The following is a 19,351-nucleotide window of genomic DNA, read 5'->3' on the forward strand; positions in this document are numbered from 1 at the left end:
TAGCGGGGCCCTCGGGAGAGGGCGACTACGAGCGAAAATTAAGGTAGCCTTGCCTTACTCGACTTGCCCGGTGAGAGGAGTCAGGAAGTGCGGGTCGTCATTCTGTTCGGTTCGGAGATGGGCACGGCCGAGGCTGCCGCGCAGTGTGTGGCGGATGAGCTGGCGGCTGCCCACGACGTCTCGGTCCACGATATGACCGACTTCGATATCGACGATCTGGACACCGGTGACTTCTACGTCGTCATCTGCTCGACCTATGGCGACGGCGACTTGCCGACCGGCGCGGAACCCTTCTTCGACGCGCTCGCGGCCCGCAAGCCGGACCTCACGGGCCTCGAGTTCGCGGTCTTCGGCCTCGGTGACTCGGTCTACGGCGACACCTTCAATCGCGGCGGTGAGATCGCCGCCGAACTGCTCACGGCCCGCGGAGCCGCCCAGATCGGCGCGCACGGTCGACATGACGCGTCATCGGAGATCCGCGTCAGGGATATGGCCCGTCACTGGGCCAAGGCCCTGCCCATCCCCAGCGCTGCCGCACTGGCGTCCTGAGAGGTGCCTGAGAGCACTTCGGACAAAGGTCGCAGCGCCAGCGGACAAGGGACACAGCACCTTAGACTTGCAATCGACGCGGCACAGCCCGCCGCGTTGCCGCGATCCATGAGGTGACGAAGATGGCAGCCGGAGCCAGCCCCGTGCAACGTCAGGACCACTCGACCGATCATCCCGAACTGGACGTGCTCCCGGAATGGCCCCAGGAGACGATCGCGGTGTTGGTCACCACCGATCCAGCGCCACATGCGATTCCGGTCTCGTGGCCGGTGCGCGCGGGTGACCGGCGCATTCTGATCAGCCTCAAATTCGATCGCGGTTCGCTGGCCCGGTTGCGGGAGCGGCCCGATGTCGCTCTGCTGATTCTCGGCGGCGGCAATGTCGCGCTGTGCGCTCGGGGTCGGGCGAAGGTCATCGCCGAGGAAATGCCCGGCGCGACAGACTATGTGGCGGTGCGGATCGATGTCGAGGTGATCGACGATCACCGGCAGTCGGCATTCGCGGTGGCGAACGGTATCGAGCGCACCGTGCTCGATACGAGCGAACTGCATGCGCTCGAAGGGCGTGTGCAGACGCTGCGTGCGTGGACTGATTAGCGACCGCTCGCGGGTCGCTCGAAAAGGTGCCGCTGGCGCCTGCTCGTAGTCATTCGACCAGGCCGCTAGCGACTGTTTGCAGGTCGCTCGAAACAATCGGTCCACCAGAACTGAACCGGCGCAACATGTCCGGAAGAGTAATAATCGTGAAGGTGAAAGGCGGCGCGAACGCGTCGAATGGAAGGGGATCATGAGCGTCACATTGGCCAAAGGCGGAAATGTCTCGCTGTCGAAGCAGGCGGCCAACCTCACCAAGGTAGCGGTGGGGCTGGGCTGGGATGTGCGAACGACCACCGGGGCCGACTACGACCTCGATGCGAGTGCGCTCGCCACCGGGCCGAATCAGCGGGTGCTTTCCGATCAGCACTTCGTGTTCTACAACAATCTGCGCTCGCCCGAGGGCACGATCGAGCACACCGGTGACAATCTCACCGGCGAGGGCGAAGGCGATGACGAGGTGATCAATGTCGACCTGGCGGCGACGCCCCCGACGATCACCAATATCTTCTTTCCGGTTTCCATTCACGACGCCGATGCGCGGGGACAGTCGTTCGGGCAGATCCGCAATGCGTACATTCGCGTGGTGGACGCGACCACGGGCGCCGAGCTGGCCCGGTACGACCTCACCGAGGATGCGTCCACCGAGACCGCCATGGTGTTCGGGGAGTTGTACCGGTACGGCAACGAGTGGAAGTTCCGCGCCATCGGTCAGGGATATGCCTCCGGGCTCGCGGGTATCGCCCGCGATTACGGCGTCAACGTCTGATAGGCCTGCGGGTGGTCGGGATCGGAACCGGCCGCCCGCTCGGCCTCGAACACCGCGATCGCGGCGCGGGTCTTGCGCTTGATCGCTTGCAGCACATCCAGATCCGGCAGCTCCGCGAACTGGTCACCCAGCAGTTCGGGGAGGTCGGAGTAGTGCAGTACGCATTCGTCGACGCCGAGGTTGGCACAGGCCGCGACCAGGTCCGGATGCAGATAGCCCGCCACCGCGGTCCGCACGTCCGCGGCCGCGGCCACCATGGTGACCCGTTCGATCGCGCGCAGCAGCGGCGGAACGGGGCGCACCGGTCGCAGGGTGGCGCGGTCTTGGCCGAGTAGCAGCGAGGACAGATCGTTGCAGCCGATCACCACGCGTGACACCCCGGTGGTGACCACGCGATCGACCTCGAGCAGCAGTGACGGGATCTCGATCATGGTGGCCATCGGGCACTCGCCGATAACGGCCTTGGTTTGCTCGATGGCCCACTGCAATTCGTCGACATAGGTGACGAAGGGGAACAGCACGCCGATATCCGCGCCCTCGTCGCGCACCTGCGCGATGCCCTCGAGTTCCGCGACGAATGCCTCGGGAAAGCGGCGGGCCCGGCGAATGCCGCGGAGGCCGAGAAGTTTGTTCGGCTCGATGATGATCTCTTCGACGCCGTCGAGGATGTTGCATTCGGCGGTATCGGCCTCCATGGTGCGATACCAGATGGTTCCGGTCGCGCGTTTGGCGATATGGCGCAGATAGGGCACCAGATAACCCGAAACGGATTCGGGCGTCGGGTATTTCCCGGCGGCGCGGAATACGTACTCGCCGCGCACCATGCCGACGCCGTCGAAATGGTCCAGCAGTTCAGCGGAGACCCGCTCACAACTCAATGCCAGGCTCTGCCGCATTCCGGCACGCTATCAGGTTGCTGCACAACACTTTCCGCCGCCCGCCCAAAAGCCCCGGAGCGGCACTCTTTGTCGGGATCCGCACCGCATCGAGACCGCTGCAAGCGGTGCGAACTCCGAGAAAAGTGTGGTATTTCGCGCGATCGTGAGGGCGTGCGGTGGCGCGCCGGGTGGTGGATGGTCGAGAGTCGCACCCTTGTCGGGATTCGGGGGTGCCCGCAGGTGCCACGGACCTCGAGGACGGTGCGAGCGGTCAGGTGGGGGTGGGGAGAGACTGCGGGAGGGGATGGGGGCGGGCTTGTTCGGCGCTGTCCAGCAGGGTGAAGTAGCGGCGGAGCATGAGGGCGGCGGTAGTGGCCAGGCCCGCGGTGAGGCCCCACCAGACCCCAGCGGCGCCGAGGCCGAGTGGGAAGGCGAGCAGGAGGGCGGTGGGCAGGCCGACAAGCCAGTAGCCGACCAGGGACAGCCGGAAGCCCGCCTTGGTCTCCTTCAGGCCGCGCAGCAGGCCGGTGCCGATGTTCTGTGCGGCATCGAAGAATTGGAGCACGATGCCGATGAGCAGCAGTGAGCGGGCCAATTCGATCGTCGCGGTGTCACCGGGTTCGAGGAAGGGGCTCAGCACGAGCTTCGGCGCGACGATGTAGACGACGCCGGTGACCGCGGCGACAATGCCCGCGTGCTGCAGTGCCAGCCAGGCCAGTGCGCGGGCGTGGCCGAATTCGTCGCGGGCGACGGCATGGCTGACCAGGATGGACGCGCCGTGGGACAGACCGATCGCGATCTGGAAGACGATGTAGATGATCTGGTAGACGACGTTGTGCGCGGCCAGGGCGGCCGGCCCGATACTGCCCATCACCAGGGCGAGCACCGAGAACATGCCCGCCTCCGAACCGTAGGTGAGCGCGATCGGCGTGCCCAGCTTCAATTCGGCCCGGATGGTCGGGACGTGTACCGGCCATGGCCGCAGCGGCAGGGTGGTGCCGAGTTCGGCATCGGCGCGCACCATCGCCAGGAAGCTGCCGAAGGTGAGTAGGAAGACCAGCGAGGTCGCGATGCCGATACCGGTCAGTCCCAGCGCGGGCAGTCCGGCCCAGCCGTGGATGAAGGCAAGGGCCAGTACGAGATTCAGCGCCACCGAGCCGAGGGTGACCAAAAGCAGCGCCTGTGGGCGTTGCATGCCGACGGTGTACTGGCGCAGCACCTGGAACCACAGGCAGGGCAGCAGTCCCGGCGCGAGTGCGATCATCAGCGGTCGCGCATCGGCCAGCACCCCGGCGTCCTGACCGAGCCATCGCAGCGCCCAGCCGAGTCCGACGAGCACCGCACCACCGATGATTCCAGCGACGGTGGCGATCAGGAAGCTCGACCGCACGATGTCGCGAACCTCCCGATCCGCGGACTCGCCACGCTTACCCGCCGCACTCACCGAGCCCGCGATCTGATTGCCGGTCCCGGTGATCAGCCCGACGCACATGGTGCGAATCTGGTTGAACAGCACCATCGCCAGCCCACCCGCCGCGACCGCACGCACACCGAGCGTGCCCATCAACGCGATATTCGTGGTGGACACGGCGATCTGCGCCAACTGCGTCAGCGCGATCGGCGCCGCCAACGCCGTGAGCTGCCGTCCGTCGGCACGGAAGGCGGACAGATTCACCATTCGAACTCCATCGGTCGAATCTCGGAACCGATCGTCACGGGTTGCATCCCGACTCTTCCCTTCGCGGCGCGCGTGTCCGTCATCGCACCTCGACCAGTTGCCCTCGGCGCGCGGCCGGAGCGTAGCGGTGGAGCATCTCGAGCACTTCGCGTTCGGTGGCGGCGTCGAGGAGGTCGCGGTCGCTCATCCAGTCGTCGTCGAACACGGTGTCCAGGTACTTCTCGCCGCCGTCGCAGACCAGGGTGACCACGGTCGAGCCGGGCGGGAAGTCTTCGAGACGGGTCAGCGCGGCGTGCACGGAGCCGCCCGCGGAGCCGCCGATCATCAGTCCGAGTTCGGCCGCGACGGCGCGGGCGGTGGCGAAGGCCGCGATATCGGAAACCTTGACGCCCTCGTCGAGCAGCGAGTAGTCGACGGCGGTACCGATGGTGGCACCGGGCGGGGTGCCGGTGCCGGACTGCCAGTAGGGGCCGCCCGGCCCGCCGAACGCGATGGAGCCGACGGGTTCCACGCCGATCACCCGCGGCGTGCAGCCGAGTTGACGCAGCCGGGTCGCGGTGCCGAACAGCGAACCTCCGGTACCCACCGCGGAGAGCAGGATATCGACGCGTTCCACATCCTTCAGCAACTCTTCGGCGACCGCGTAGTAGCCGACCGCGTTGGCGTCATTGTTGTGCTGTTCGGTGAAGTACGCGTCCGACTGCGCGGCGGCCATCGCCTCGGCCAGGTCCTCCCGCGCCGAGGTGGCCAGGTTGTCGTCGCCCTCATCGGCGACGAATACCAGTTCCGCACCCATTGCCCGCATCGCGCGCAGCTTGTCCTTACATGCGTGGTGATCGACCACGGCAGTGAAGCGATACCCACGTTCGGCAGCTACTACCGCGAGGCCGAGGCCGGTATTCCCAGATGTCGACTCGATAATATGCCCGCCAACGCTCAGCAAACCTCGACGCTCGGCATCGTCCACCATGGCGCGCGCCATCCTGATCTTGGCCGCACCCGTCGGATTGAACTGCTCGAGCTTGAGCAGCAGCCGGGTGCCGGTCGCGGTGGTCGCCAGTTCGAACAGCGGGGTGCGGCCGATCAGATCCGTCACGCGCGTGACGAGCGGCATGGAGGTCTCCTCGTTCGGGGCTGTAAGGGTGTGGGTTGACAGGGGTGCCGGATCATCCGGCGTCGAGCGTCCAGCGGAGCCGATCGCCGGTGTCGTGCAGGACCACCTTCGGCGGAATCGGCAGTTCGTGAAATGCCGACTCATTCGAATCCATCTGGTAACCAGCGGTATTCGGATAGATCAGCAGATCGCCGACCTCGGCCCGCCGCGGCAGCGGGATGCGCCGCCAGCTGAGCATGTCGGATTCCAGACAGCTGGCCGCGCCGACGCAGGTCGGGGTGGGCTCGCCAGGGCGCGGCGGCCACAGTATCGGATCGGGCAGATACTCGCTGTCGAACCACTGCTCGGACAGGCTCAGACTGGTGCCGTCCACGGTGAGCAATTGGTAGGGGTGCTCGTCGGCGTGGCGGGTTTTGCTGCCCTGTACCCGGAACACGGTGGATCCGGCCTGGTCGAGCAGTGCTCGGCCGGGCTCGATAGCGAGCCGGATGTCGTTGTCGCGCAACCGAGTTGCCAAAGCGTTGTGCTCGAGTATCGCGGTCAGCATGGCCGGGCCGGGCGCGGGGAAGTGGTAGGGGTAGTACGAGTCGAAGGACTTGCCCGCGTGGAACCATTGCCGGTTCGCGCATTCGGTGAATTCGGACCAGGCCGTGGCCGCGACATAGTCGACGCCGAATCCGCCACCGATGGAGATGGTGTCGGCCGGATGTCCGAGGGTACGCGCGTCCAGGCAGCGGGCGATCAGCTCGTCGGCCTGTTCGGCGCGGGCGATCGCGTCGTAGCCGGAGAGATGGAAGCTGAAGCCGTGCAGGTGAATCGATTCGTGACCCACCGTGCCGGAAGCGCCGATCACCGAGATCGCGCGGTCCAGTTCGTCCGCGGTCATGCCGAATCGGCTGGCCGATCCATTGGGCAGCACCCGGAGCAGCACGCGGGCCGCCGCGGTCGGAGTAGTGAGTGCGGCCAATCGTTCGAGCTCGCCGAGACCGTCCATCGCGATCAATGCGCCGTGCCGGACCGCCAGCCACAGCAGATCATCGGATTTGGCGGGTCCGGTCACCATCAGCTCGTCACCGCGAATACCCTGCGACAGCGCCGCCGTCAGTTCACCGATGCTCGAAACATCCACGCCCGCACCATTTTCGGCGCAGGCACGGGCAACGCAGGGCGCCTTGTTCGCCTTCTTGCCGTAGTAGATCGCGCCATCCACCCCGGCCCGCTCGAACGCCTGCCGGAATCCGTTGATATTCACCGCGACTCGCGCCGGATACATGACGTGGAACGGTCCGCCGATCGCAAAGGCGATATCGCCGAGCAGATTCGGATCGGCGAGCAACCGGCGCTCCCAGTCATCGGCGTGCGCGGGCAGCGGCGTCGCGCAGATGTTCAGCAGTGCCCGCACCGTCGCGAGCACGGCCGGATCCGCGGATCCGTTTGTCCCCGCGGGGTGATCGCCCAGCTTGATCTTGTCGCGAGTCGAGCCGTCATCGAACAGCAGCGTGCCGTCGGGTTCGGCGGTGCCGAGGGTGGGCACCGTCTTGTCGAACTCGACGGCGCTGATGTCTAGTCCCACAGGGGCACCTCCGTGCCGCGTCCCTCGGCGATGGCCCGTTCGGCGAGTGCGTGCGCGACGGCGATATCGGTGAGCACCAACCCGCTGTTGTAGACGAAGATCCGTTCGTCGTCGGAGCGCCGGGCGACCGCGCGGCGGGTAAGGATCTGTGGAAGCTCGGCATCGACCGGTCGCAGCCTGCCGTCGGGGCCGACCATATCGGTGCCGGTGAGCGCCATTTGCTCAGCGCTGGTCGCGACTACGCGATCGGCGTCGACCAGCGTGGAGGGCGCCAGTCCGTAGCCGACGAGCACGACCGTCGATCCCGGTGCGAGATCCTCGGATTCGATCGCGACCTCGGTGCCCGGCCCCGCAGTCGCCAGCACCACATCGGCGGCGCCGGCCGCCGCGCGCGGATCCTCGACGGTCTCCAGCAACGCGTGCGGGTTGTATGCGGCCAGATAGTCGCGCACCGCCGTCAGGCCCTCGGGATGCGTGCCATAGAGCATCAGCTTGCGCAGCTGGGGATTGGCGGCGAGCAAGTGCGGCAAGGCATTCCGACCCTGGGTGCCGGTACCGATGAGCAGTACGCTCTCCGCGCCTCGGCGCGCGGTCTCGCGCACGAGCAGCGCCGAAACCGCCGGGGTGCGCAGCGCGCCGACCCTGGCGCAGTCCATCATCGCGATCGGCGCGCCGGTGGTGTCGTCGTAGAGCGTGATGGTCGTGTAGTAGCGCTTGGTGCTCCGGTCGTGGCCGGGATCGAATTTGTAGGAGGTCTTCATCGCGACCACGCGGCGGCGGCCGTCGCGCCCGAGCATGGCGTAGGCCACCGACCAGCCATCCGGATTCGCCACGCTGAGTTTGCGCGGATTATCCGAATCACCCGCGGCGAAGGCGAGATACGCCTCCTCCACCGCGCGCACCACATCGGCGGGCGTGATGGGCACGTCCGCGAGGTCGCTGCGGCTCAGCACGCGCAGTGGTGTGCTCCGGTCACGAGTGCTCAACGGTTCCTCGATCATGTTGTGTCGTATCCAGCCTCACTGCGGTCCGGGCGGTGGCCCGGGCCGGTACACCAGCGCTCGCGGGCGGGTTGCTCACCGCTCGGAACGGGGCGACGATCCGTTGCCCATAACCATCTTCGTCGGCCTCGGCGGCCCGCCGTTGTCGTTCGGGCAGGCGGATATTGACGCGCTTGAGCCAGCGGTCGGTGCCGTCGTAGCGCGCGGTGAACGGCACCCGACCGTGCACCGCGACGTCGTTGTCCACCAAGAGGAGTTCGCCAGGGGCGAGCGCGGCGGTTACGCAGACGCGCTCGAGCTCCGCGGTGAGGCGCGCGTAGGCCAGCCGGAACTCCGCGTCGGCATCGTCGAGCGGGGTGTATGCCGGATCGTAGCGCAGCGTCAAATCCCCTGTGTCATCGGTCGATTCGGCGCTCCACAAGGTTGGCAGCGGGGTGGCGCGGTAGCGCTCGTGGCCGGTGCCGTAGGAGACGTCGGGCAGGATCGGCAGCGTCGGTGCGCGCAGTAGTCGGCGCTCGTCGGCGGAGAGTTCGGTCCGGCGCACCGAGGAGACGGTGGTGCCGACCTGGTCCGGGTTGCGCAGGCACGCCAGCATCAGCAGATTGGCCCGGTCCGGGTGGAATGCGTCCTCGGTATGCGGGCTGAGCAGGGTTCTACTGCTCGCACCCGACTGTTCGTGCTCGTGGCCGGGGGAGGGCAGGATGTTGTTGACCAGACGTCCGCCCTGCTGGCCCTGCCAGCCGAACGGTTCACCCGCGCTGCGGGCGAGCAGCAGCATGACGACATCGAGTTCGAATGAGCTCGCGCGACGTTCGGCGTCACCGCTCCAGCGGGCCGCCTCGACCCAACTCGGCGGTGTCGGGCCGAATTCGGCATCGGTCAAAGGCACCGTGCCGACGATGGTGGCACCGGCGGCGGTGGCGGGCGGGCGCATGGCGACGCGCACCGCATCGGGCAACTCGCCGACGCGGGCATCGATGTGCTCCAGCAATGCCGGATCGGTCAGCGTGCGCGCGGTATCCGCCGCGGCATCGGGCCGGAAGTCGAGTGTGATACATATCTCACGGGCGAGCGCGCGCACCGCATATCCGGCGGCGGTCGGCAGCTCACGGCGTTCGATTTCCAGTGGGTGAAGCGTCTTACGTTCGGAGAGAACGCCTTTCACCAGGAATCCCTTCTTCGCATCGGTCGAAAAGCGGGGTTGTGACGATTCGATCTGCGAAGCTAGTGCCTCTGGATTACTTAAGCAAGCCTTACCTAAGCGGGTCGTGAAAAATAGCAGGGGCGCATGACTGAGATTAAGACTCGGTGTTGCTGGTTGTAGCTAATTTGCGGCATCGATCTCGGGGTGGTGCCCGAGTCTTGCGGCGGAGCAAAGTCCAACGACTGGAACGCTCTTAGGCTAGCCTGTCCTAGCTCGATTGGCTACGGTTTCGCGATCGCGCGCTGGTAACTCGAATGCTCGAGGAGGGCGGCACCATGGAATGGAATCGACGACAACTCCTGCGATCGGGATTGGGCGTCGGCGCGGTGCTGTTGGTCGCGGCGTGCTCGGACGGCGGCGATTCCGGCGGGTCCGCGCGTCGCGGTGGCACCCTGCGGGTCGGTGCGCTCGGCAGTGCGGCGCGCATCGAACGCGATCCGCACGCGAATCTCAGTAATGACAGCGACTTCCTTATCACCTCGCTGGTGTACGACGCACTCACGGTACCGGGCACTGACCCGAATGTTGCTGCGCGCCTTTCCAACCGGTGGGAATCCGATGCGCAGCGTCGCCGCTGGAGCTTCAGCATTGCCGACGGTGCGACCTTCCATGACGGAACCCCGGTCACCTCCGAGGATGTGGTGTGGTCGCTGCGCAGGCTGCGCAGCGTCGGTGGTGCGTCGAAAATGCCTGCCGCCGTGGAGGACATCACCGCCGACGGCCCGAACCGGGTGGTGATCGCATTGCCCGAGTCGAATTCCCAACTGCCGCTGCTGGTTCGGCTGATGACCTTCACCGTCAAGAAGGACACCACCGATTTCACCAAGGCCATCGGCACCGGCCCGTTCCGGTTGGAGTCCTATCAGGACGGCAATGCCCGCCTGGTGCGCAATGATCGCTGGCACGGTCCGGTCCCGCTGCTGGATGCCATCGAGGTGACCATGTTCGACAGCGTGACGTCGCTGGGGAATGCGGTGCTCGGCGGGCAGATCGATCTGGCCTCCAATGTCGGTGCGATCGCCGGACGTACCGCCGACGGGCGCGGCGATCTGCGGGTGGTGCGGCGGCCGAACGACACCATGGTCGGGGTCGCGATGCGGACCTCCGACGGGCCGTTCGCCGACGCGCGGGTGCGCGAGGCGGTTCGGTTGGGCGTCGATCGCAAGGCCCTGGTCGATCAGGTGCATTCCGGTTACGGCACGATCGCCAACGACATCCTCGGCACCGGTGATCCGTTGTACGACAACACTATTGCGCAGCGGACCCGCGATGTGGATCGGGCGAAGACGCTGCTGCGCGATGCCGGGTTCGATACCGGTCGCGGCTACCAGCTGCTCACCAAGGCCGAGGCGCCGGGGGAGGTCGAATCGGCGAAGGTGATCGCCACCCAGTTGGCCGATATCGGACTGCGGCTCGGTGTCGTGACCCAGGAGCCGAACACCTTCTACGACCAGACCTGGTTGAAGGCACCGCTGTACACGGTCTCCTGGGGCACCAATGATTCCGCGCTGTTCTTCGCGACCAAGCTGATGTCCTCGGGCTCCAATCGCAACGAAACGGCTTTCAAGGATTCCGAATTCGACGCGGCGACAACTAAAGCCCTGGCCGCGCCCGGTGATTCGGAGTACGCGACGGCTTGTCGCGAGGTGCAGCGGATCGAATACACGCGCGGTGGCTACCTGGTCTGGGGCATGGCCGACGGTATCGATATCGCCGCGTCCCGGGTGCGCGATGTGCCCACGCTCGGCGGCTTCGCCAGGGTCCAGTTGGAACGGGCCTGGCTCGCGCAGTGATGTCCTTCGCCCGACTGCTCCTCCGGCGCGTCATCCTGTTGATCGCGCTGCTGGCAACGGTGTTCGTGGCCGTCGACCTGCTACCGGGTAATACCGCTCGCGCGGTGCTGGGCCGTGACGCCACCGCGGAGCGGATCTCGGCGAAGGAACACGAACTGGGATTGGATCGTCCGCTGCCCGTGCGGTTCGTCGAGTGGCTATCCGGTGTGGCGACCGGCGATTTCGGCCGGACGGCGCGTGGGCGATCGATCAATGAGCTACTGGCCGACAAGTTCCCGCCCACGCTGCTGCTCGGTGGGATCGCCTTCCTGGTGACGGTGGTGGCATCGCTGCTGCTCGGCGGCTGGTGGGCGGCCCGGCAGGGCGCGTCGACCCGGTTCCTGCAGCCGACTACCACTGCGGCCGCTGCGATTCCGGAGTTCGTCATCGCGACGTTGTTGATCCTGGTGTTCTCCTTGGGTGCGGGATGGCTGCCCGCCGTCACCATTACCGGCCGCTCGGGCTTCCCGGCCAGCCCCGACATGCTGGTGCTGCCGGTGCTCGCGCTGGCGATACCGCAGATCGGCTGGAACACCAGGGTGGTGCGCGCGGCCCTGCTGGACGCGGCGCGTGCACCGCATGTGGAAAGTGCTGTGCTGGACGGACTTTCGACCACGATGGTACTGACGCGGCATGTGCTGCCGTTCGCGCTGCCGACCATTGTGGCGAGTTTCGCGACCACGGTCGGCATGCTGCTCGGCGGTGCGCTGGTGGTCGAGACCATCTTCAACTATCCGGGACTCGGTGCGGTGCTGGCGAGTTCGGTGGCCGATCGCGATACCTCGCTGATCGCCGCGGTGGTCGCGCTGGCCGGCGTGGTCATCATGGCGATGTTGGCGGCGGCGGACGGTATTCGGACTCGGGCATCGCGAGGGCGGATATGACGAAAATTCGGCTGCTCACCGTGCTGCCCGCGCTGCTGGTGGTGGTTACCGCCGCGCTCGGGCCGACCCTGGCGACTCGGCCCGCCGAGCAGGCGGCCGGCATTCCGTTCGCCAGGCCCGGTGCGGATGCCCCGCTGGGGACGGATCGAATCGGACGCGATGTCCTCACCCAATTGCTCTATGGCGGTTGGGGTCTGCTGTTGCTGGCCGCCGTGATCGCGGTGGCCGTGACGGCACTGTCCTGCGTGCTCGGCACCGTCGCGGCGCTGCGCCCTCGGGTCGGGGCGGTGATCGAAGGTGCCGCCGACTTCGCGATCCTGCTCCCGGCCGTCCTCGGCATCCTGCTGGTGCTGACCTCTTGGCCGGACGCGGGCGTGTATGGCTTGCTCGTGGTGGCGCTGCTTTTCGGAACCCCGTACTGCGCAAGGGTTTTCGCGGCTGCCGCAGCGGGCGTAGCCGCCAGCGGCTATGTCGAAGCCGCGCAAGCCAGCGGCGAAACCCTGCCGCATGTGGTATTCCGCGAGGTGATCCCGAATCTGCGCGAAGTGCTGGCCGCTCAACTCGGCCTGCGGTTCGTCGAGGGTGTTTATGTGGTCAGCACCGCTTCATTTCTGCAACTGCCGACCACGCTCGGCGCGAGCAACTGGGCGGTCATGGTGCGCGAGAACGCCGCCGGCATGCTTCTCAACCCCTGGTCGGTGCTGGCCCCGAGCCTGGCGATCGCGGTGGTCGCGGTCAGCGTGAATATCGCGGTCACGAGCTTCGAGCACCGACGGCCGGGCGCACCGCGACGATGGGCGACTCGCCGGACGCGCAGAGAAGACGCCGTCCTCGATGCACTGGAGGGATGAGGATGAGTGACCCGGTCGTCGTCGACGCGCTGACGGTGCGCGGTTCGAATGGGCAGGAGTTGTTCGGGCCCACCACATTCCGTATCGCCGCGGGCACGGTCACCGCACTGACCGGTCCCTCCGGATCGGGCAAGACCACGTTGATGCGCGCATTGCTCGGGCGCCTGCCGGCGGGAGCTACTCGCGCCGCGGGTTCGGCAACCGTCGCGGGGCGCGATGTGTTCGCACTGAATCCCGCTGCACTGCAACGGTTTCGGCGCGCGAACATCGCCTATGTCGGACAGGATCCCGGCTCCGCCCTCAACCCGTTGATGCGAGTGCGTACCCTGCTCGATGAGGTGAGCCATCCGGAGGCGGCCGTATCCGAAACCCTGGAGCTGGTCGGCCTGTCCGCCGAACACCTGCGCCGCCGCCCCGGCGAACTCTCCGGCGGTCAGCAGCGCCGAGTCGCGCTAGCCCGTGCCCTGGTCCGCCGCACCGGAATACTCATCCTCGATGAACCGCTCGCCGGTCTGCACGGCGCCCTGCGCACCGAAATCGCCCACCTGCTGGCCGATATCGCCGCCGAGCACGCAGCGGCTGTCCTGCTCTCCGGACATGACACGGCGGCCGTTCACGCGATCGCGGATAACGTGGTCGAACTCGGTGCGACCGGCGTCGCTGGTCCGATCCGTTCGGCAGCGTCGAACTCGCCGCAGCCGAACGGGATCGGCGCTTCGTCGGACGATCGTGTCGAGCTGTCGGCGGCACGACGCCCGGTGCTCGATACCTCGCTGGAGCTGCCCGCCGACCTTGCGGAGCGTATCGGGGACGCGGTGCTCACCGCCGCCTCGACTGCGGTTCACAGGCCAGTTGGTTCGCCGAGTCAGGTGGATGCGGCGGCGCAGCGGTACCCGATGTGCGACACGAAGGCGGAGTGCGAGTCGGTGGCATCGGCCGGATCTGACGTCGCAGTGGTTCGGTCGGGCGCCGTCGAAGTGCTCGAGCGGCTCGATCCGGATGCACAGGATGCGGCGATACTGCGGTCCGCAGATAGTCCGGAACCCCTACTGCGCGCTCGGGATATCGGCGCATCGATCGACGGGCAACAGGTGCTGGCGGGTATCGATCTCGTCCTGTCCCGCGGCTCGGCGCTCGCGGTTGCCGGGGCTTCCGGCGCGGGCAAGACCACTCTCGCGCGGGTGATCGCCGGTCTGCACCATGCGGCGACCGGCTCACTGGAACTCGACGGTGCGCAGATCCCGGTCGGTCCTCGCCGTCGAGCTAGCCATGGCCGCAATGGCATTCAACTGGTCACGCAGAATCCACGGTCCGCGCTCAATCCACGCCGAACCGTCGCGCAGACGCTCGGCCGCCCACTGCGCCGCATCGGCGGTGTGCCGAAACGGGCACTGGCGCAACGCGTCATCGATCTGCTCGACTCGGTCGAACTCGCGCCGGAATTGGCGACCCGCTATCCCCACGAACTCTCCGGCGGCCAGCGTCAGCGGGTGGCACTGGCCAGGGCGCTCGCGGCCGAGCCGGCGGTTCTGGTCTGCGATGAGATCACCGCCGCCCTCGACCACAACACCGCCGTCGCCATCATGACGCTGCTGGACCGCATCCGCGCCGAACACGGCACCGGCCTACTCGTCATCACTCACGATATGGCCCTGGTCACCGGCCACTGTTCGGACGTCATCGTCCTCGATCACGGCCGCATCGTCGAATTCGGTCCGGCGACAACGGTACTCACCACTCCGGCGCATACCGCGACCCGTGAACTTCTCGGTTAGGAGCGGCCCGCCGCACAGCATATGCGTGATACGCCTTAGGTATGCGAGGACATTTCGCGACCACTCCAACGGCGATTTGCTCGGTACTCTCGGATCACGAAGCGCGTGACAGCTGGGGCATGCGCCATCGGAGGGGGAGGCGATATGATGCTCGGCTTGCCGCGACGCTTGTTCCGCGGGGGTGGTCGTTCGGATCTGGATGATGGAGGGGTGCTCGCGAAGCTGACCGGCGTATCGGCCGCCGCAATGGTGACCCTCGTGCTCGCCGGTTGCGGCGCCGAACGCGCGCTGCCGCCCATTCCCGAGGGCATCCCGCCCGGTCCTGGTACGCCGCTGCCGATGATCGACCTGGATGCCCCCGGCCGCACCGCCGTGCAATTGCGCGACTGGGCCGAGGAGCAATCCGACGAACTCGGCATTCCGAGCGTCGCGCTGGAGGCCTACGGCTATGCCGCGGCGATCATGGGCAGGTCCCGGCCCGATTGCGGGATCGCGTGGACCACCATCGCGGGAATCGCCAGCGTGGAGAGTAAACACGGCACCCATCGGGGTTCGGCGGTCGATGCCAACGGCACCGTGCGCCCGCCGATCATCGGCATACCGCTGGACGGCTCGCCGGGTGTGGCTCTGGTCAAGGACACCGATGGCGGCAAGCTCGACGGCGATCCGGACTACGACAGGGCCCTGGGCCCACTGCAATTCATTCCGGAGACATGGAAGCGCTGGGGCGTCGACGCCAACGGCGACGGCATCGCCGACCCGCAGAATATCGATGACGCCGCCCTCACCGCGGCCCGATACCTGTGTGCGAGCGGCGGCGACCTGACTTCCGAGCGCGGCTGGCAGCAAGCACTGTTGACCTATAACCAATCCAATGCGTATCTGCTGACGGTCCGTGATCGCGCCGCCGCGTACAGCGTCGGACGCCGGGCATGATCACCCGTTGGATGAAACGACGGGCGATCCCTACGACGATCCGACGGGATTCGTCGGAGTGCCGGTTACCTCGCAATCGGCGAGGACGCTAGGCTCGCAAGCGCACGGCCCTTCCCGTCAGACCTACCGTGCCAGCAGCCGAAGGAGTGTCGTTTTCGTGGCCATCATCGAACAGGTCGGAGCTCGCGAGATCCTGGATTCTCGTGGAAACCCCACCGTCGAGGTCGAGATCGCCCTCGACGACGGCACCCTGACCCGGGCTGCCGTGCCTTCGGGCGCCTCCACCGGCGAGCACGAGGCCGTCGAACTGCGCGACGGCGGTGAGCGCTACGGCGGTAAGGGTGTGCGCAAGGCCGTCGAGGGTGTTCTCGACGAGATCGCGCCCGCCGTCATCGGACTCGACGCGGTCGAGCAGCGCACCGTCGACCAGGTCCTGCTGGATCTGGACGGCACCCCGGACAAGTCCCGCCTCGGCGCCAACGCTCTGCTCGGTGTCTCGCTCGCGGTGGCCCGCGCCGCCGCCGAATCCTCGGGCCTCGAGTTGTTCCGCTACCTGGGTGGCCCGAACGCGCATGTGCTTCCGGTGCCGATGATGAACATCCTCAACGGTGGCGCGCACGCGGACAGCGGCGTCGACGTCCAGGAGTTCATGGTCGCCCCGATCGGCGCACCGACCTTCAAGGAATCGCTGCGCTGGGGCGCCGAGGTGTACCACGCGCTCAAGTCGGTGCTGAAGGCCAAGGGCCTGTCCACCGGCCTCGGTGACGAGGGTGGCTTCGCGCCGTCCGTCGGCGGCACCAAGGAAGCCCTGGACCTGATCGGCGTCGCCATCGCGAAGACCGGTCTGAAGCTCGGCACCGATGTCGCGCTCGCGCTCGATGTCGCCGCGACCGAGTTCTACACCGCGGGTAGCGGTTACAAATTCGAGGGCAGCGTGCGCTCGGCCGCCGATATGGCGCAGTTCTACGCCGAACTCCTCGCCGCCTACCCGCTGGTCTCCATCGAGGACCCGCTGTCGGAGGACGACTGGGACGGCTGGATCGCGCTGACCGATCAGATCGGCGACAAGGTGCAGCTCGTCGGTGACGACCTGTTCGTCACCAACCCGGAGCGCTTGGAGGAGGGCATCGCCAAGGGTGCGGCCAATGCGCTGCTGGTGAAGGTCAACCAGATCGGCACGCTCACCGAGACCCTTGACGCCGTCGAGCTCGCGCACCGCAACGGCTACAAGACGATGATGAGCCACCGGTCCGGCGAGACCGAGGACACCACCATCGCCGATCTCGCCGTAGCGGTGGGCAGCGGCCAGATCAAGACCGGTGCTCCCGCGCGCAGCGAGCGCGTCGCCAAGTACAACCAGCTGCTGCGCATCGAGGACGCGCTCGGCGATTCCGCACGGTACGCGGGCGATGTCGCGTTCCCGCGGTTCGCGTTCGAGGGCTAGTCGATCGCGGTGCGCGCGACGGGCCCGGAGGCGGCAACCCGCGTAATCGCGAGGGGCCCCGGGAGCACCGCAATGGGCTACAGGTAGATACAGGGTGACGGTATGACAGAGCGACGTGCGCGTGGATCCAGTCCGGCCGGACGTGGGAACCGCCGCACGTCGCGCTCTGCCAGATCGCGCCCGGCGGCCGAATCTCCGGCGGCCGCGCCGAAGCGGACGACCCGCAGGCGCTCCGAACCCGCTGAGAAGAAGGCCGAGTCGCGACGAACAAAACCGCGTGCGGCCGAGCACGATCGGACCATCCTCGGTCTCTCGACCGGTAAGGCGGTCATCCTGGCCATTGTGGTGTGCGCCCTGGCGCTGACCCTGGCCGTGCCGCTGCGCACCTACTTCACCCAGCGCGCAGAGGCCGCGCACCTCGCGCAAGAGCGCATCGAACTCGAGGCCGATCTCGCCAAGTTGCGCGATCGCCGGGCCCAGCAACAGGATCCGGCCTACGTCCGGTCCGAGGCCAGGGACCGGTTGCGGCTGGTCATGCCGGGTGAGACGCCCTATATCGTGCAGGTGCCCGGAATCGAAGCGCCGGCACCACCCGCCGCGCCGACCCAGTCGAAGGCGCCTGAGCCCTGGTACACCGAGCTGTGGCGCAGTATCTCCCAACCGCAGCAGGCCCCGGCGCCGCCCGCGGCCGCACCGGCCGGGCCGCCTGCCGCGCCGACTCCAGCACCGGAAGGACCGAGGTGACCGCACCGACCGACCGCGATCTCGAGATCATCGCCGAACAGCTCGGGCGCGCACCGCGCGGCGTACTCGCCGTCGCCTACCGCACCCCGGACGGGCTGCCGGCGGTGGTGAAGACCGCGCCGCGCCTGCCCGACGGCACCCCCTTCCCGACCCTGTACTACCTGACCGATCCGCGGCTCACCGCCGAGGCGAGTCGTCAGGAATCCGCTGGCGTCATGCGGGAAATGACCGAACGCCTCGCCACCGACCAGGAATTGGCCGCCGCCTACCGCGCCGCGCACGAGAGCTATCTGGCCGAACGCGATGCCATCGAATCGCTCGGCACCGATTTCACCGGTGGCGGGATGCCGGAGCGGGTGAAATGCTTGCATGTGCTGATCGCGCACGCGCTGGCGAAGGGCCCCGGCGTCAATCCGTTCGGCGATGAAGCGGTAGCGATGGCGGCCGATCATGGCTTGCGCGGCACCGCGATTCCCGCCGACTGGCCGAAGTACCAGCGGCCCTACCCGCCAGCCGACGGGCACGAAAACGAGCGGAGCGACAATGAGTGACCGGGTAGCGGCCGTGGATTGCGGCACCAACTCCATCCGACTATTGATCGCCGATGTGCTCGGTGACGGCCGACTGGCGGACGTGCACCGCGAGATGCGCATCGTGCGGCTCGGCCAGGGTGTGGACGCGACCGGTGCGCTCGCACCGGAGGCCATCGAGCGCACCAGGATCGCGCTCGCCGACTATGTCGTGATGATGCGGGAGGCGGGCGTCAGCCGGGTGCGGATGGTCGCGACCTCGGCCACCCGCGATGCCGCGAACCGTGAGGACTTCTTCGCCATGGCCCGTGCCGAACTCGGCACCGTGGTGCCGGGGGCGGAGGCCGAGGTGATCACCGGCGACGAAGAGGCGCGGCTGTCGTTCACCGGCGCCGTCGGCGAATTGGCCAGCGACGCGGGACCTTTCGTCGTCGTCGATCTGGGTGGCGGTTCCACCGAACTGGTGGTCGGCGATAGCGATGGCGTGTGGGCCGCGTTCTCCGCCGATATCGGCTGTGTCCGGATTACCGAGCGGTGCCTGCCCGGAAATCCGCCGACCGCCGAACAGGTCGCCGCCGCACGGGAATTCGCCACCGAACGACTATCCGAGGCCTTCGACAAGGTGCCCGTCGACGGCGCGCACACCTGGGTCGGTGTCGCAGGCACCATGACCACGCTCGCCGCCGTCGCCCTCGATCTGCCCGAATACGATTCGGAGCGGGTCCATCTCACCAGCCTGACCCTGGACCAGGTCCGCGAGGTCTGCGACCGCCTGATCGGCATGAACCACGACGAGCGTGCGGCCCTCGGCCCCATGCATCCGGGCCGCGTCGACGTGATCGGCGGCGGCGCCGTCATCACCGAGGTGCTCGCCTACGAATTGTCCCGTCGCACCGACATATCCGCCCTCATCGTCAGCGAACACGACATCCTCGACGGCATCGCCATGTCGATCGCCTGAGACATTACCGGCGACCCGTGCGGTCGATCGGATTC

At 67.3% G+C, this 19,351-nt stretch carries 18 protein-coding genes; 12 read left to right on the forward strand and 6 right to left on the reverse strand.

From position 1 onward, the window contains the following. The first annotated feature begins 87 nt into the window (after positions 1-87). The 3 genes from ACQP2D_RS06225 (at position 88) to ACQP2D_RS06235 (ending at position 1,911) form a co-directional block, all read left to right on the forward strand. Complete coding sequence (locus ACQP2D_RS06225) at positions 88-549, forward strand: flavodoxin domain-containing protein (protein WP_433682754.1); 462 nt, start codon at positions 88-90, stop codon at positions 547-549. A 122-nt stretch (positions 550-671) separates the two neighbouring features. Next, entirely contained in the window at positions 672-1,145 is a 474-nt protein-coding gene (locus tag ACQP2D_RS06230) for a pyridoxamine 5'-phosphate oxidase family protein (protein WP_433682755.1), read from the forward strand. A 190-nt stretch (positions 1,146-1,335) separates the two neighbouring features. Continuing rightward, the gene (locus ACQP2D_RS06235; protein ID WP_040695304.1) at positions 1,336-1,911 is read left to right on the forward strand and encodes a TerD family protein; all 576 of its coding nucleotides are present in this window, start codon (positions 1,336-1,338) and stop codon (positions 1,909-1,911) included. On the opposite strand, the gene ACQP2D_RS06240 is transcribed toward ACQP2D_RS06235, so the two are convergent. The 6 genes from ACQP2D_RS06240 to ACQP2D_RS06265 all read right to left on the reverse strand — a co-directional run bounded on the left by ACQP2D_RS06240 (position 1,893) and on the right by ACQP2D_RS06265 (position 9,320). Beyond that, the gene (locus ACQP2D_RS06240; protein WP_433682756.1) at positions 1,893-2,807 is read right to left on the reverse strand and encodes a putative PEP-binding protein; all 915 of its coding nucleotides are present in this window, start codon (positions 2,805-2,807) and stop codon (positions 1,893-1,895) included. The two genes, ACQP2D_RS06235 and ACQP2D_RS06240, sit on opposite strands and share 19 nt — an antisense overlap. 253 nt (positions 2,808-3,060) lie before the next feature. Next, entirely contained in the window at positions 3,061-4,467 is a 1,407-nt protein-coding gene (locus ACQP2D_RS06245; RefSeq protein WP_433682757.1) for an MATE family efflux transporter, read from the reverse strand. A gap of 79 nt (positions 4,468-4,546) precedes the next feature. Continuing rightward, entirely contained in the window at positions 4,547-5,581 is a 1,035-nt protein-coding gene (locus tag ACQP2D_RS06250) for a PLP-dependent cysteine synthase family protein (protein ID WP_433682758.1), read from the reverse strand. Between the two features lie 52 nt (positions 5,582-5,633). Next, a complete protein-coding gene (locus ACQP2D_RS06255) occupies positions 5,634-6,995 on the reverse strand; it encodes a Y4yA family PLP-dependent enzyme (RefSeq protein ID WP_433685550.1) in 1,362 nt (453 codons plus the stop codon). A gap of 149 nt (positions 6,996-7,144) precedes the next feature. Beyond that, the gene (locus ACQP2D_RS06260; protein ID WP_433682759.1) at positions 7,145-8,155 is read right to left on the reverse strand and encodes an ornithine cyclodeaminase family protein; all 1,011 of its coding nucleotides are present in this window, start codon (positions 8,153-8,155) and stop codon (positions 7,145-7,147) included. Continuing rightward, entirely contained in the window at positions 8,127-9,320 is a 1,194-nt protein-coding gene (locus ACQP2D_RS06265; protein ID WP_433682760.1) for a TauD/TfdA family dioxygenase, read from the reverse strand. Before ACQP2D_RS06265 ends, ACQP2D_RS06260 begins: the two co-directional genes overlap by 29 nt. Positions 9,321-9,634: 314 nt before the next feature. Between ACQP2D_RS06265 and ACQP2D_RS06270 the strand changes: the two genes are divergently transcribed. The 9 genes from ACQP2D_RS06270 (at position 9,635) to ACQP2D_RS06310 (ending at position 19,316) form a co-directional block, all read left to right on the forward strand. Further along, positions 9,635-11,152: an ABC transporter substrate-binding protein gene (locus ACQP2D_RS06270; RefSeq protein ID WP_433682761.1), complete on the forward strand. Its 1,518-nt coding sequence runs from the start codon at positions 9,635-9,637 to the stop codon at positions 11,150-11,152. Beyond that, positions 11,152-12,075: an ABC transporter permease gene (locus ACQP2D_RS06275; protein ID WP_433682762.1), complete on the forward strand. Its 924-nt coding sequence runs from the start codon at positions 11,152-11,154 to the stop codon at positions 12,073-12,075. Before ACQP2D_RS06270 ends, ACQP2D_RS06275 begins: the two co-directional genes overlap by 1 nt. Beyond that, the gene (locus ACQP2D_RS06280) at positions 12,072-12,926 is read left to right on the forward strand and encodes an ABC transporter permease subunit (protein WP_433682763.1); all 855 of its coding nucleotides are present in this window, start codon (positions 12,072-12,074) and stop codon (positions 12,924-12,926) included. Before ACQP2D_RS06275 ends, ACQP2D_RS06280 begins: the two co-directional genes overlap by 4 nt. A 2-nt stretch (positions 12,927-12,928) precedes the next feature. Beyond that, positions 12,929-14,701, forward strand: coding sequence for an ABC transporter ATP-binding protein (locus ACQP2D_RS06285; protein WP_433682764.1), 1,773 nt, complete (start codon positions 12,929-12,931; stop codon positions 14,699-14,701). Positions 14,702-14,845: 144 nt separating this feature from the next. Continuing rightward, positions 14,846-15,637 (forward strand): lytic transglycosylase domain-containing protein, encoded by a 792-nt coding sequence (locus tag ACQP2D_RS06290; RefSeq protein ID WP_433682765.1) that lies wholly within the window; start codon positions 14,846-14,848, stop codon positions 15,635-15,637. A gap of 157 nt (positions 15,638-15,794) precedes the next feature. Further along, positions 15,795-17,081 carry a phosphopyruvate hydratase gene (gene eno, locus ACQP2D_RS06295; RefSeq protein ID WP_433682766.1) on the forward strand — a complete coding sequence of 429 codons (1,287 nt, stop codon included), beginning with the start codon at positions 15,795-15,797 and terminating at the stop codon, positions 17,079-17,081. 102 nt (positions 17,082-17,183) lie between these two features. After that, complete coding sequence (locus ACQP2D_RS06300) at positions 17,184-17,825, forward strand: FtsB family cell division protein (protein WP_433682767.1); 642 nt, start codon at positions 17,184-17,186, stop codon at positions 17,823-17,825. Further along, positions 17,822-18,376: a DUF501 domain-containing protein gene (locus ACQP2D_RS06305; RefSeq protein ID WP_433682768.1), complete on the forward strand. Its 555-nt coding sequence runs from the start codon at positions 17,822-17,824 to the stop codon at positions 18,374-18,376. The genes ACQP2D_RS06300 and ACQP2D_RS06305 overlap by 4 nt, the downstream gene beginning before the upstream one ends. Continuing rightward, entirely contained in the window at positions 18,369-19,316 is a 948-nt protein-coding gene (locus tag ACQP2D_RS06310; RefSeq protein WP_433682769.1) for an exopolyphosphatase, read from the forward strand. Before ACQP2D_RS06305 ends, ACQP2D_RS06310 begins: the two co-directional genes overlap by 8 nt. The last annotated feature ends 35 nt before the right edge of the window (positions 19,317-19,351 follow it).

This window comes from Nocardia sp. CA-119907, assembly GCF_050955995.1.
In the GTDB taxonomy this organism is placed as follows: Bacteria; Actinomycetota; Actinomycetes; order Mycobacteriales; family Mycobacteriaceae; genus Nocardia.